The sequence below is a fragment of the Streptomyces sp. NPDC052107 genome (assembly GCF_040680215.1).
Lineage (GTDB): Bacteria > Actinomycetota > Actinomycetes > Streptomycetales > Streptomycetaceae > Streptomyces.
This window is the reverse complement of record NZ_JBFAWG010000010.1, coordinates 66,053-79,432: the sequence shown is the minus strand read 5'-3', so window position 1 is coordinate 79,432 and position 13,380 is coordinate 66,053. Positions and strand designations below refer to the sequence as shown.

Annotated in this window: 13 protein-coding genes and 1 pseudogene; 6 read left to right on the top strand and 8 right to left on the bottom strand. The window is 71.6% G+C overall.

Annotation, left to right across the window (positions count from 1 at the left end; all coding sequences use genetic code 11):
• Positions 1-13: 13 nt before the first annotated feature.
• From AB0M27_RS13830 to AB0M27_RS13815, 4 genes are read right to left on the bottom strand one after another with little or no spacing between them, the layout of a single operon-like run.
• Positions 14-982, bottom strand: a complete 969-nt coding sequence (locus tag AB0M27_RS13830) for an arabinan endo-1,5-alpha-L-arabinosidase (RefSeq protein ID WP_365721217.1) — start codon at positions 980-982, stop codon at positions 14-16.
• Positions 983-999: 17 nt separating this feature from the next.
• Positions 1,000-1,854 carry a carbohydrate ABC transporter permease gene (locus tag AB0M27_RS13825; protein ID WP_365721215.1) on the bottom strand — a complete coding sequence of 285 codons (855 nt, stop codon included), beginning with the start codon at positions 1,852-1,854 and terminating at the stop codon, positions 1,000-1,002.
• Complete coding sequence (locus AB0M27_RS13820; RefSeq protein ID WP_365721213.1) at positions 1,851-2,786, bottom strand: sugar ABC transporter permease; 936 nt, start codon at positions 2,784-2,786, stop codon at positions 1,851-1,853. Before AB0M27_RS13820 ends, AB0M27_RS13825 begins: the two co-directional genes overlap by 4 nt.
• Positions 2,783-4,132, bottom strand: a complete 1,350-nt coding sequence (locus tag AB0M27_RS13815; RefSeq protein ID WP_365721211.1) for an extracellular solute-binding protein — start codon at positions 4,130-4,132, stop codon at positions 2,783-2,785. Before AB0M27_RS13815 ends, AB0M27_RS13820 begins: the two co-directional genes overlap by 4 nt.
• 209 nt (positions 4,133-4,341) lie before the next feature.
• Between AB0M27_RS13815 and AB0M27_RS13810 the strand changes: the two are divergent.
• The 3 genes and pseudogenes from AB0M27_RS13810 to AB0M27_RS13800 all read left to right on the top strand — a co-directional run.
• Positions 4,342-4,887 (top strand): annotated as a pseudogene (locus tag AB0M27_RS13810) (toxin-antitoxin system, toxin component family protein); the annotation flags it as partial.
• A gap of 185 nt (positions 4,888-5,072) precedes the next feature.
• Entirely contained in the window at positions 5,073-6,293 is a 1,221-nt protein-coding gene (locus AB0M27_RS13805) for an MAB_1171c family putative transporter (protein ID WP_365721513.1), read from the top strand.
• The gene (locus AB0M27_RS13800) at positions 6,286-7,689 is read left to right on the top strand and encodes an FAD-dependent oxidoreductase (protein WP_365721209.1); all 1,404 of its coding nucleotides are present in this window, start codon (positions 6,286-6,288) and stop codon (positions 7,687-7,689) included. Before AB0M27_RS13805 ends, AB0M27_RS13800 begins: the two co-directional genes overlap by 8 nt.
• A gap of 73 nt (positions 7,690-7,762) precedes the next feature.
• Here AB0M27_RS13800 and AB0M27_RS13795 read toward each other — a convergent pair whose 3' ends face one another.
• Genes AB0M27_RS13795 through AB0M27_RS13785 form a run of 3 tightly spaced genes read right to left on the bottom strand, consistent with a single transcriptional unit; the run spans position 7,763 to position 9,700 of the window.
• On the bottom strand, positions 7,763-8,062 hold the full coding sequence (locus AB0M27_RS13795) for a hypothetical protein (protein ID WP_365721207.1): 300 nt from the start codon (positions 8,060-8,062) through the stop codon (positions 7,763-7,765).
• Positions 8,063-8,081: 19 nt separating this feature from the next.
• On the bottom strand, positions 8,082-8,930 hold the full coding sequence (locus AB0M27_RS13790; RefSeq protein WP_365721205.1) for an SMP-30/gluconolactonase/LRE family protein: 849 nt from the start codon (positions 8,928-8,930) through the stop codon (positions 8,082-8,084).
• Complete coding sequence (locus tag AB0M27_RS13785; protein WP_365721203.1) at positions 8,927-9,700, bottom strand: IclR family transcriptional regulator; 774 nt, start codon at positions 9,698-9,700, stop codon at positions 8,927-8,929. Before AB0M27_RS13785 ends, AB0M27_RS13790 begins: the two co-directional genes overlap by 4 nt.
• Before the next feature lie 164 nt (positions 9,701-9,864).
• Between AB0M27_RS13785 and AB0M27_RS13780 the strand changes: the two genes are divergently transcribed.
• Positions 9,865-10,422 (top strand): hypothetical protein, encoded by a 558-nt coding sequence (locus AB0M27_RS13780; protein WP_365721201.1) that lies wholly within the window; start codon positions 9,865-9,867, stop codon positions 10,420-10,422.
• Between the two features lie 279 nt (positions 10,423-10,701).
• Here the strand turns inward: AB0M27_RS13780 and AB0M27_RS13775 are convergent, their stop codons facing one another.
• Positions 10,702-11,571: a hypothetical protein gene (locus tag AB0M27_RS13775; RefSeq protein ID WP_365721199.1), complete on the bottom strand. Its 870-nt coding sequence runs from the start codon at positions 11,569-11,571 to the stop codon at positions 10,702-10,704.
• A gap of 136 nt (positions 11,572-11,707) precedes the next feature.
• On the opposite strand from AB0M27_RS13775, the gene AB0M27_RS13770 reads away from it, so the two are divergent.
• Together AB0M27_RS13770 and AB0M27_RS13765 are read left to right on the top strand one after the other, a co-directional pair.
• A complete protein-coding gene (locus tag AB0M27_RS13770) occupies positions 11,708-12,724 on the top strand; it encodes a MerR family transcriptional regulator (RefSeq protein ID WP_365721511.1) in 1,017 nt (338 codons plus the stop codon).
• Between the two features lie 20 nt (positions 12,725-12,744).
• Complete coding sequence (locus tag AB0M27_RS13765; protein WP_365721197.1) at positions 12,745-13,350, top strand: class I SAM-dependent methyltransferase; 606 nt, start codon at positions 12,745-12,747, stop codon at positions 13,348-13,350.
• The last annotated feature ends 30 nt before the right edge of the window (positions 13,351-13,380 follow it).

Genomic DNA, 13,380 nt, shown 5'->3' with positions numbered 1-13,380 from the left:
GGGTCCTCTCGAGTCACTTCAGAACAGGCCAGTCGTAACGCCAACCCAGTTGGTTCAGGCCGAGCTTCGGGGTGCCGTTGTCCGTCGCGTCGTAGTAGTGGTAAGCCAGCCACGTCTTGCCGTGCGTGCGGAACGTCGACTCGCCGCCGGGGCCCATGTAGCGGCCGTGGGAGGACAGGAACAGGTCGCCGCCGCCCTCCAGCATCGGCTTGCCCGTGCTGTCGGTGTACGGGCCCGTCACCGACGTCGACCGGCCCACGCGGATCTTGTACGTCGAGTTCACGCCGGCGCAGCAGGCGTCGTACGAGGCGAAGAGGTAGTAGTAGCGGCCGTGGTGGACGATGGACGCGCCCTCGACCGCGTACGGGGCGTCGGGGCGGGTCGCCAGGTGGTGCACCTCGGCTCCGGGGATCGCCTTACCGGTCCCGGGGTCGAGTTCGACCATGCGGATGCCGGTCCAGTAGGAGCCGAACGCCATCCACAGCCTGCCGTCGGACCGGATGACCGCCGGGTCGATGGCGTTCCAGCTGTCGGTCTTCTCGGAGCCGAAGGCCTTGCCGTGGTCGGTCCAGGTGCCGGGGAGCCCGGTGGGGGACGTGGCCACGCCGATCGCCGAGTGGTTGGTGCCCCAGGAGGAGACCGCGTAGTAGAGCCAGTACCGGCCGTCGCGGTAACTGAGGTCGGGGGCCCAGGGGTCGGCGGCGGAGTTGTAGTCGTACCACCAGCTCGGTGGGGTGGTGAAGGCGTTGCCCGCGTCGGTCCAGTCGTGGAGGTTGGTGGAGAGGCGGGCGCCGAGGATGCCGCCGGTGGAGTAGGCGACGTACTGGCCGTTCTTCAGCTGGTGGACGGTGGGGTCGTGGATGATCTGCTGCCCGGTGAGGGGGAGCGGGTCGGGGTAGGTGACGTCCGCCGATGCCGTCGTCGGGAGCAGGGCGATCGTCGCGGCCGCCAGCAGCGCGGCGAGTCCGGTGAAGCGCTTCAACGGGCTCACTCTCCTGGTCACTGGCCGGCCAGGCCCGTGTGGGCGACACCGGCCACGATCTGGCGCTGGAAGAAGACGAAGACGACGATCAGCGGCAGGCCCGCCATGAGGCCGCCGGCCATGAGCTGGGCCCACTGGATGCCATAGGAGTTCATGACGGTCGCGATGCCGTTCGGCATGGTCATCAGGTCGGGGTTGTTGGTCACCATGTACGGCCACAGGAAGTTGTTCCACGAGGCGATGAAGGTGAAGATGCCGACCGCGGCGAGGGAGGGGCGGGAGAGCGGCAGGACGATGGTGAAGAAGACCCGCCAGCGGTCCGCGCCGTCGATGAAGGCCGCCTCCTCCAGTTCGCGCGGGATGCCCTGGAAGAACTTGTAGAGGATGTAGACCATCGCGGCGGGCGCGCACTGCGGAAGGATCATGCCCCAGTAGGTGTCGACCATGCCCATCTGCTGGACCGTGGTGAACAGCGGCACGCCGAGGACCGCCGGGGAGACCATCAGGCCCGCCATGACGACGCCCATCAGGACGCTCTTGCCGCGGAACTCGGTGCGGGCGAAGCCGTACCCGGCGAGCGCGCTCACCAGCAGGACGATGAACGTCACGCAGACCGAGACGACCAGGGAGTTCACGAACCAGTCGGTGATGTTGCCGGTGTCGAAGAGGGCCTTCCACGCCTGGCCCGTCCAGTGCTTCGGCAGCCAGTGCGGCGGCACCTCGACGGCCTCGGTCTCCGACTTCAGGGAGGTGAACAGGCCCCAGGCGAACGGGGCGAGGAGGACGACGGAGACGGCCGCGCCGAGGAGGGTGAGGATGATCTGGCTGGGGGTCCAGGACGACCTGCGGGACCGTACGGCCGTACTGCTCATCGGGCGGTCTCCTCACGGTTGCGCAGCAGCCACATCCTGGCGAGGGCGACGGCCGCGATGATCACGAAGAAGATGATGGAGATCGCGGAGGCGTAGCCCACGCGGTAACTGGTGAAGCCCTCTTCGAGGGTGTACTGGACGAAGGTGCGGGTCGAGTTCTCCGGTCCGGGGCCGAAGTCCATCATCACCACCGCCTGGTCGAAGACCTGGAGGGAGGCGAGGATCTGCAGGGCGATGACCAGGCCGGTGATGTTGCGCAGCATCGGCAGGGTGATGTGGACCATGCGGTGCCAGGCGTTCGCGCCGTCCAGCTTGGCGGCCTCGTAGAGGTGGCCGGGGATGGACTGGAGCGCGGCGAGGTACAGCAGGAAGCTGAAGCCGACCGTCCACCACAGGGTCTCGATGACGATGGCGAGCATCGCGTACGACTTGTCGGTCAACCAGGGTGCGTCGATGCCGAAGACGTAGTTGATCAGCCCTGTGCCGGGGTTGAACAGCCACTGCCACAGGTTGCCCGCGACGGTGGAGGGGAGGAGGAAGGGCGCGAAGAAGCACAGGCGCCACAGCCACTTTCCGCGCTCGATGTGGTGGGCGAGCATCGCGAGGAGGAAGGCGAGGACCGTGATGCACGGTACGACCAGGAGCGTGAAGTACGCGCTGTGGCCGAGGGCGTCCCACATCAGGGGGTCCTTGAGGGCCTCGCGGTAGTTGTCGAGGCCGATGAAGCTCTCGCCCCGGCCGGAGATGTTGGCGTCCGTGAAACTGAGGTAGATGCCGCGCAGCAGCGGCCAGATCACGAAGAGCGTGAACAGGAGCAGGAACGGGGCGACGAACCAGGCGCCGTGCTGGAAGCCCTGCCTGCGGCGGACGGTGGCGACGGCGGTGGCGGTCTTGGCCCGGGCCGGCGTGAGAACGGTCTCGGCGGTCGTCATGCGGCCGTACCTCCCTGCGCGGCGGTCTTGCCGTCCATGGGGTTCTTCATCGCGAGCAGCGTGCTGAGTTCGCTCTTCATCCGGCGGGCCGCCGCGTCGGGCCCCGCGGAGCCCATGGTCGAGGAGACGACGATCGGGCCGACCCGCTGGGCGAGGATGCCGGTGGAACCGGCGAACCACACCTTCGGCTCGGTGGCCTGGTGGTTCATCGCCGACACGTACTCGTTCTGGGGGTAGAGCTTTTTGTACGCGGGCGTGGACAGGGTGGGCGTGTAGGCGGGGATGTGGCCGCCGGCCGCCCACTGCCGGGCGTGCGTGACGACGTAGGCGGCGAGTTGATGGGCCGCCTCGTTGGTGGCGCCGCCGCGGTCGGACTGGTGCGGCAGGACGAAGGTGTGCGACTCGGCGTGGGTGGCCTGCCTGCCGAGGACGGGCGGCAACGGGATCGCGCCGTAGTCGAGCTTCGCCCCGGAGAAGACCGGCACCGACCAGTTGCCCTCCCAGGTGAAGGGCGCGCCGTTGATGAACTGTTCGGCGTCGGCGGCGCCGGCGATGCTGTACCCGTCGGTGACGTGCTTGCGCAGGAACTCCAGGACCTGGGTGGCCTTGCCGGTGTCGAAGGTGACCTCGGTCCTGGCGTCGTCGAACCAGGTGCCGCCGAGCTGGGTGTAGAACGCGACGAAGAACCACCACATGAAATTCTGGTCGCCTGCGTGGATGCCGAGGGTCTGCAGGCCCTTCTTGGTGGCCTTCTTCGCCTCCTTCAGCACGCCGAACCAGTCGTCGGTGGAGGTGACCGGGACGATCCGGTCGTCGCCGCCGAGCAGGCCCGCCTTCTTCAGCACGTCCTTGCGGTAGAAGCAGAGCTGGACGTGGATGTCGAGCGGGAGGGCGTAGAGCTTGCCGTCGATGACGCCGCGCTTCCACAGCGCGGGGTTGTAGTCCTGTTCCCGCACGCCGTACTTGGCGAGCAGGCCGACGTCCCAGGCGTCCAGGAGGCGGCCCGGCGAGAAGCCGGTGACCCGGCCCATGTGCATGACGCCGAGGTCCGGGGCGCGGTTGCCGGCGGCGGCCATGGCGAGCTTGGTGTAGAAGGGGTTGCCCCACTGGAGGGTGGAGTCCTTCACGTCGATGTCCGGGTGCGCCTTACGGAAGGCGTCCAGCATCGCGATCATGTTGTAGCCGTCGCCGCCGCTGAAGAGGTTCCAGTAGCGCACGCGAGTGCGCGCGGTGGAGGCGAGCGCGTCGGCTCCGGTGCCGAGTGCGGCGAAGCCGAAGCTCGCGGCCACCGCCAATCCCCCGGCTGCTCCCAGTAGTTGCCTGCGATTCAGGCCAGGTTGTCCCATACCTTGCCCCACCGTCCCCGATTGTTCGGCATCGTTCGACATTTCGAATGTCGCTCGTAACTTCGAACGGGACCGTAGATTCGAAGCGCTTCCGCGTCAATGGGTGGAGCACAAGCTCATAGGTGGTTTTCTCTTGGACCACGGTCATCGCATCCCATGACGGGGACACGCCCAGCCGCGTAGGCTCTGCCCAGCGGAAGGGGGAGGCGATGGGCATCGCGGGCGCTCGTGAGCAGGCGACCCGCCTGGCCGCCCGGCTGCGGCGGGGCCGCCCGGGCTCGGCGATGCGCGCGCTGGCCGGCGACCTCGCCGCCGCCGTCCACGCCCGGCCCAAAGCACCCAACAACGTGCGGGAGTTGTGCCGGGCGCTGTGCGAGGAGATGAGCGGACTGCGCGGTGGACGGCCGGTCGAGGTGCGCTTCGAGCGCTTCCCGGACGAGATCGAGGTCACCGGGCTGTGGCTGGAGTTCGCCGACTTCGACCTGGTGATCGTGGAGGAGCGGGCCGAGGCCGTGCAGCAACTGGTGATCCTGGGCCATGAGTTGTGGCATCTGCACACCGGACACCGGCACCCCCGGCTGGCCGGCGACGCGGCGGCACGGGCCCTCGCCGACGCACCCGGCTGGCGGGGCATGCCCCTCACGGTGGCCGCCCGCAACGGCTCCCGGGCGGCCGACGAGGCCGAGGCGGACGACTTCGGGCACCGCCTGGCCGCCCAGTTCCGGCCCCACCTCACCGGCTCCGGCTCCGGCTCCGGCTCCGGCTCCGGCACGCCCCTCGGCCCGGTGCAACGGTCCCTCAGCCCCGTACAGCGGACCCTCGGCTATCGCGGACGCGACCAAGCGAGTGAGCCGAAGGGGCGCGCCGGTGTCTCGGCACCGGCATCCAGCGCCCCGGAGGCTGACCGAGCGTCGAAAAAGGGAGGAGCCACGCGGTGACCATGGCGCTCGGTCTCTCCGGACTCCTCGACGAGGTCTCCATCTCCTTCTGGATCCCCACGGCCGTCCTGACCGCCGCGCTGGTGATCAAGCTGCCCGGCATCATCAGGATGTGGCGGGACCCGATGCTGCGGGCCGTCGGCGGTCTGCTGCTGTTCGCCTGCGCGGTGTTCGTCTTCGCGGCCCCGCGGACCATCGCCTGGACCAACCGGGTCGCCGGGGTGCCGAACATCTCCGCGCCCTGGGTGTACTCCCTGCTCACCGCGCTCTGCGCGTCCTGGCTGCTGCTGATCATCGCCTGGCGCAACGGCCGCTCGGACTCGGCCCAGACCCGCCGGGTGACCCGCTGGGTCGTGGCCGTCTACGCGGGCGTGGTCGTCGCCCTGTGGGTGCTCTTCGCCCTCGCGGACGTGCCCGTGGAGCGGCTGCGGGACCTGGACACGTACTACGCCAACACCCCCTTCATGCGCGAGGAGATCCTGCTCTACCTCGTCGCGCACACCGTGGCCTGTTCGATCACGGCCCGGCTGATCTGGAACTGGATCCGCACCGACGGCCTCGACGCCTGGCTCCGCTGGGGGCTCAGGCTGCTGGGCGTCGGCTATGCCACGAACCTGTTCTTCGACGCGGCCAAGCTCACCGCCGTCGTTGCCCGGTGGACCGGCCACGACCTGGACTGGCTGAGCACCAATGTGGCACCGGCGGGCGCGTGCGTCTCCGCCACCCTGGTCGCGGTGGGCTTCATCGTCCCGCACGTCGGCCAGTATCTGCACGAGCGCTGGCACGTCCGGTTGCGCCACCGCGCTCTTCGCCCCCTCTACCAGCTGACGCGGACCGTCACGGGCGAGCGCGAGCCCTTCGCCCCGCACGCCCCCGCCGAACTGCGCCTGATCCGCCGCGAGACCTTCATCCGCGACGCCCTGCTGCAACTCTCCCGGCACCTGGACGAGGACCTGCGCGGGCGGTCGTACCGGGCCGCCCTCGCCCACGGCTTCGAGCCCGGCAGGGCCAGGGCCCTCGCCGCCGCCGTGGCGCTGCTGGACGCGGCCGGCGGCGAGCGGCCGCCGCGAGCCGACGGCACCGGCTCCCCGTCCGGCCCCGACACGGCGTATCTGCTCCAGGAGATCCAGGCCGTGTCGCAGGCCCTCCGCCACCCCGACGAGATCACGGCGGTGCGCGCCCGCGCGGCCGCCCCGGCAGAGAGCGTGCCCGCGCATGAGTGAACCCTCCTCCCCCGCCAGAACAGCCGTCGTGCTGGGGGGATCCCACACCGGCATGCTCGCGGCGCGGGCGCTCGCCGAGTCCGCCGACCGGGTCGTCGTCGTCGAGCGCGACACCCTGCCCGAGGGTCCCGAACCCCGCAAGGGGCTGCCGCAGGCCCGGCACGCCCACATGCTGTGGTCGGGCGGGGTGCGGGCCGTGGAGGAGCTGCTGCCGGGGATCACCGACACGCTGAAGTCCGCCGGGGGCCGCCGGCATCCGTTCACGACCGGTGTGGTGGCCCTCTCCGCGCAGGGCTGGTTCCGGCGCTGGCCCGAGTCCCACCATGTGATCCTGGCCGGCCGGGACCTGCTGGACGCGACGATCCGCGCCCAGGTCCTCGCCGACGAGCGGATCGAACTCGCCGACGGCACCGAGGCGCTCGGCCTCGCCGGCACCGGCGCCGCGGTCACCGGCGTACGGATCCGGACCCGGGACGGCGCCGAACGCACCCTCCCGGCCGACCTCGTGGTCGACGCCACCGGGCGCGGCTCCCGGGCCCCGCGCTGGCTGGCGGACCTGGGGCTGCCCGCGCCGCAGGTCCGTGAGATCGACCCGGGCCTGGTCTATGCGAGCCGGCTCTTCCTCGCCCCCGAAGCGGCGAGGGAGGGCTTCCCGGTGGTCAACGTGCAACTCGATCCGCGGGGCGAGGGTCCCGGCCGCTCGGGCTTCCTGCTCCCCATCGAGAACGGCCGCTGGATCGTCACCCTCGCCGGCACCCGGGGCGGCGAACCCACCGCCGCCAACGAGGACTTCATCCCCTTCGCCCGGGAGAAGCTGCGGCATCCGCTGCTGGGCGAGCTGCTGGAGCGCGCCGAGCCGCTGTCCGACGTGTCCCTCACCCGCTCCACGGCCAACCGCCGGCACTTCTACGAGCGCATGCCGGCCTGGCCCGAGAACTTCACCGTCCTCGGCGACGCGCTCGCCGTGTTCAATCCGGTCTACGGCCATGGGCTGTCCGCCGCCGCGCAGAGCGCGGTGCTGCTCCGCGAGGTGATACGGCGGCACGGCTGGGGCACGCCGGGGCTGGCGCGCCGTGTGCAGCGGGCGGTGGCTCGTCCGGTGCGTGCGGCCTGGGACCTGGCCCTCGGCCAGGACGTGTTCTACCCCGGCGCGACGGAAGCCGGCCCCACCGTGCGGGACCGGCTCCTGTCCGCCTACGTCGGCCGGCTGATGTACACCGCGACGGGGAACGGCCGTATCGCGCGCCGGGTGACGGATGTGACGTCCCTGGAGCGCGGGGCGCAGGTGCTGCTGACCCCGAGCGTGCTGCTCGCTGCGGCGGTGGGGCCGCTGCAGCCCCCGTTGACGGGACCACCGTTGACCGCGGAGGAGCGGAAGGCGGCGGGGGTGGTGTAGGCCGGATGCCGAGCGAGCCCCGGACGGGGTGGTCCGGGGCTCGTCGTATCGGATGCCGGTAGTGCGCGAGGCCTCACATCCCGGGCTCGCCCGTGGGGTCAAAGGCGTAGGTGACTCTTTCTCCGACCCGCACCGCAGCCTCGATCATTCGCCGGCGCTCGTCCCCCGAGTAGAGGTCGGCGCAAGCGCAAATCGCCGGGTACAGCTCCGAGAGGAGGAGAGCAACCGATTTCGGGATGACCTCGGATGTCCGCCACTGCTGCCCGAGCCGGTCGATCTGCCGGCACAGCTCGTCCAGCGCGAGCTGATCGAAGCCGTCGTTCAGGCGCAGGGGACCGATGAACGCCTCGGCCGCGTCGTCCAGTTGCGACACGAGTTCCTCATCCACTGGATCAGCCCCGGAACGCAGGTTGGGGCAGCCCCTTGCCCGCCCCCGGGACCACCAGCACCGAGCCCGACAGCGGATGCGGGGCCGTCAAGCCGACGCGGGCTGTCGTGATGTACAGGTCGGTCAGGTCGGCGCCGCCGAACGCGCAGGCCGTCGTACGCGGAGCCGGCAGCGGGATCACCCGGTTTAGTTGGCCGCCCGGCGTATAACGGCGCACCGCGCCCCCGTCCCACAGCGCCACCCACACACAGCCCTCCGCGTCGACCGTCAGGCCGTCCGGGAAGCCCGCGCCCTCCTCGATCTCCACGAACGGGCGACGGCCGTGGACGCGCTCGCCGTCGTGGTCGAAGACGTCGATCCGGCCGGTGGGAGTGTCGACGTAGTACATGAGGCGCCCGTCCGGGCTCCAGCCCGTGCCGTTGCTGACCGTGGCGTCGGACAGGACCGTCTGAGCCGTGCCGTCGCCGGTCAGCCGGGTCAGCGTGCCGCCGCCCGGCGCCTCGTCGTACCGCATGGTGCCCGCCCACAACGAGCCGTCGGGCGCCACCGCGGCGTCGTTCGCGCGACGGCCCGCGACCGGCTCGTGGTGCAGCCAGCGGAACGTGTCGTCGGGATCCAGCAGGCCCACGCCGTCCCGGAGGCTGAGGACGAGGCCGCCGCCCGCGCGGGGCTTGACCGCGCCCACGTGCTGCTCGGTCGTGCGCACCGTGCGACGGCCCGTGGCCGGGTCGTAGGTGTTGATGCGCATGCCGAGGATGTCGAGCCATATCAGCCGGCCCGTCGCCGGGTCCCAGGTCGGGCCCTCGCCCAGCACCGCCTCCGCCCGTACGGCGACCTCGTAGCCGCCGCTCACGCCGCGCTCCGGTGGCCCAGTCGCTCCGACAGCTCCGCCGCGCCCTTCGCCGCCAGCTGCTCCAGCTCGGCCCGGCGCTCGTCGCTCCAGCGGATCATGGGGACCGAGATGGACAGGGCCGCGACCACCTGGCCCGTGCGGTCGCGCACGGGAGCCGCCACACAGCTCACGTCCGGGTTGGACTCGCGGCTCTCCACCGCGATGCCCCGCTGCCGGATCTCCGCCAGGGCCTCGCGCAGCGCGGCGGGGTCGGTGATGCTGTTCGGGGTCATCGCGGTCAGCTCGGCGTCGTCCGGGATCCGTGCCGTGAGCTCCTGCTCCGGCAGCGAGGCCAGCAGCATCTTGCCGACCGAGGTGCAGTGGGCGGGGAGCCGGCGGCCGGCGGCCGAGACCATGCGGACGGCGTGCGTGGAGTCGACCTTGGCGATGTAGATGACGTCGGTGCCTTCGAGGATCGCCACGTGCACCGTCTCGTCGCAGGTCTCGGCGACCGAGCGGGCCACCTGCTGGCCCTCGGCGGCGAGATCGAGCTGCTCGGCGTAGCGGCTGCCGAGCTGGTACGGACGCACGCCGAGCCGGTAGCGTCCTGGCTGTCCCGGCACTTGCACGATGTACGACCGTGCGGCGAGCGTGGTGACCAGCTCGTGCACGGTGGTGCGCGGCAGCTGGAGCTTGCGCACGATGTCGGGGGCGGAGAGCGTCCCGTCCCCGTCGAGGAACAGCTCAAGAATGTCGAGAGCCCGGGTCACGGCAGGCACGAGGCGTCCCACGTCCGGCCCCCTCCCTTGGGTCTAAGCGCCCGTTCGACATCTCGGCACCGGGATGTTCGAGATATCAACAGGCGATCGGCATGACGAACACAGGCTAGTCATGCGGGGTTGTGCGGGCAATGGGTCGGGGAGGACACCCGGGTGCGCCGGGCACCATGGGTGCCATGGATCTCGACTTCCAGCTGGTGCTGCTGCGCCGCATGGCCGACCACAACCCGGACCTGGTCGAGGATGCCCGGCACCGGCTCGGGGTGTCCATCGCCGAGATGCGGGAGACCAACAAGCGCTGGCAGGCGATGGTCCGCTCGCCGAGGGCCCGGTCCGCCGCCGCCCGCTACCGCTCGGTCCTGGGCGAGCCGGAATCCGTCCTCCCCCGCCGGCTCGGGGACGTCGACTGCGAGGCCCGGCGCTGGGCCCTGCCGCTCTGGCCCGACCTGCGCTTCGAGGTGCTGGTCGGGCCGGGCGGGGCGGTGTGGAACGAGTGGCTGGTCCGGGCGCCGGGTGCCCCGGCACCCAGGCTGGAGACCCTGGAGGACCTTCTCCCCTGGTCCTGCACGGTGGACGAGGCCGCCCGCGCCTTCGCCCCGGCCCGCCCCCTGGAGGGCACCGCGCCCACCCGGTGGGGCCTCGCCTTCACCGCGCCCGGCCCGGACGGCGTACGGCACGAGGTGGTCGCCGAGTTCACCTGGGGGCTGCTCCAGCGGGCGGCCGTCCTCACCTAGCTCTGTCGTCACCTGGGGCAGTCGTCGAAGGCCGTCGCCCGGGTGCGCTTCTCCCAGGCGGGGGCGGCGTCACCACCCGCCCGGTCCGGGGCATCGGCCCGAGCCACTACGTGCTGGCGTGGCGGAGGGAGGACGGGGGCCGGCCGCTGGTACAGGCGTATGCGGAGGCCTGTCGAGAGACGGTGCGCTGAGCGCCCCGGAAGGGGCGCGGGGAACTGCGCGACCAACCACAACGGCGCCGCAGCCGCAGAACGACAGGTGGCGGCACCCCGGTGGGCGCTAGTCCGCAGCCGCCAGAATCGCCTCGGTGACCCGCTCCTGTGACCCAGGATGCAGCCACAGAAACAGATTCGGCTCCACCAGTTCCAGCTCCATCAGCCGGGGTTCCCCATCCTCCCCGTCCACAAGATCCACACGCGCATACAGCAACTCAGAACCACCGGGCACCGACCCCAACGCCTTCTCGGCGACCGCCACTTCCGCATCCGTCGGCCGCCACCGCTCCAGGCCCGGGTGAGCCACCTTCTCCGCGTCGTACGGCGTACCGGGCGCGAGGACCGCGCCCTTGCGGCTGGCGTGCAGCGGCCGGCCGCCGAAGAACTGCAGCGCCCGTTCCCCGCTGACGTCGATGCCGCGCACGTACGGCTGGACCATCGCGGTGAAGCCCTCGGCGTGCATCCGGGCGAGCTGTCGTACCGCCGTCTCGTGCTGGTCGGGCGTGTAGCGGGCGGCGAACCGGGCGCCGGCGCCCGAGGTCGGCTTGATCACGTACTCGTGGTCGTCGGGCAGGTCGGCCGGCTCGCCCGGTGCGAGGTAGCGCGTGGGGACGGTGGGCACACCGGCCGCCGCCAGCTCGCCGAGGTAGCGCTTGTCGGTGTTCCAGCGCACCACGGGCGCCGGATTGGCGAGCCGGGTCAGCGCGCCGACCCGGTCCACCCAGGCCCCGAACTCCGCGGCCCGCCCGCTGTAGTCCCAGGTGGACCGGATGACGACGAGGTCGTAGCCGCCCCAGTCGGCGTCCGGGTCGTCCCAGTACCGGGCCTCCGCCTCGGCCCCCGCGCCCGTGAGCGCCCGCACCAGCTCCGGCAGGTCGGTGTCCTTGCCGGGCTCGGCGCCGGGGTCGTAGGTGGCGAGGGCGATGCGGGGCACGGCGGACTCCCTGTCGTACGACGGTTCGGTCAGCAGCGAGGCTAACAACCGCCGGGGAACCGGAAGACGGCGGTTGACCTTCACCTTTGGTGAAGCCCCAGCATCGGTGGCGGACGACGAGGAGCGCGAGGTGCTCATGGAGCTGCTGACGATCGGCGCCTTCGCGAAGGCGAGCCGGCTCTCGCCGAAGGCGTTGCGGCTGTACGACGAGCTGGAGTTGCTGCGGCCCGCCCGGGTCGACCCGGACACCGGCTACCGGTACTACGCCGTCGAGCAGCTCCGGCAGGCCCGGCTCGTGGCCTGGCTACGGCGGCTGGGCATGCCGCTGGCCGAGATCCGCGCGGTGTGCGCCGTGGCCCCGGCGGACGCCGCGCGGGCGATCCGGGCGTACTGGGCGCGGGTCGAGACGGAGACGGCCGTGCGGCGGGACCTCGCCGCGTTCCTCGTGGACCAGCTGACCGACGAGTCGAGAAGGGACCACACCACCATGCTGGAACTTCGCTATTCCACCCACTCCGACCGGGGGCTCGTCCGCCCCGCCAACCAGGACAGCGTGTACGCGGGCCGCAGGCTGCTCGTCGTGGCCGACGGTTTCGGCCCGGCGGGGGCGCCCGCGAGCAGTGCCGCGGTGGAGGCTCTGCGGTTCCTGGACGAGGCCGAGGAGCTGCCCGCGGACGGTGTGCTGAGCGTGCTGGAGGACGCGGTGCGCTCCGCGGGTGAGGCCGTGTGCGACGTGGCCGAGGGAACCCAGGAGGTCGGCACCACGCTGACGGCACTGCTGTGGACGGGGGCGCGGCTCGCGCTGGCCCACATCGGGGACTCACGGGCGTATCTGCTGCGGGAGGGGGAGTTGATCCGGATGACCCGGGATCACCGGGTGGAGGCGCAGTCGTTGCTCCTGCTCAAGGCGCTGGCCGGCGGGATGGATCCGGTGCCGGACGTGCGGTTGCAGGAGGTCCGGGAGGGGGACCGGTATCTGCTGTGCTCCGACGGGCTCACCGAGGTGGTGCCGGATGCCCGGATACGGGAGGCGCTGCGCGCGTCCGCCGTACCGGGCGAGGCCGTGGAAGCGCTCATCACGGCGGCAAACGAGGCGGGTGGCCCCGACAACGTCAGTTGCGTCGTGGCCGACATCGTGGAGGCGGACGCCTGAGAAGGGCAGGATGCGGTTCCATGGCACTGACCGGTACCGCCGCGTACACCGGTGTCGACGGGCTCCCGGCCCTCGTCTCGGACGCTCTCGCCGCCGCCCGCGCCCACCGATTCCCCCACTCCTGCCGCCCCGAACAGGGCCGCCTGCTGCAGGCGCTGGCGGGCGGGGCCCGGGCCCGGATCGGGGAGACCGGGACCGGGCTCGGAGTGGGGCTGGCCTGGCTGGCCTCGGGCGCGGCGCCGGGGGTGCGGCTGTACAGCGTGGAGCGGGATCCGGAGCGGGCGCGGGCCGCCGCGCAGGTGTTCGCGGGGCGGGCCGAGGTCACCGTGCTCGACGGCGACTGGCGGCGGATCGAGGAGTACGGGCCCTTCGACCTGCTCGTCCTCGACGGGGGCGGGCAGGGCAAGGCACCCGGGGACGAGCCCGCGGACGTCGAGCGGCTGCTCGTACCCGGCGGGACGGTCGTCGTGGACGACTTCACCCCGGCGACCGGCCGTGCGCCGCTGCACGACGGCGAGGTGGACCGGGCCCGGCTGCACTGGCTGGAGCATCCCGCGCTGCGTGCGACCGAGCTGCGGCTCGCGGCTGATCTGAGCGCGGTCGTCGGGAGCAGACTCCTGGTGTAGGAAGGGTGGCGACGGTCGACCGACAGTTAG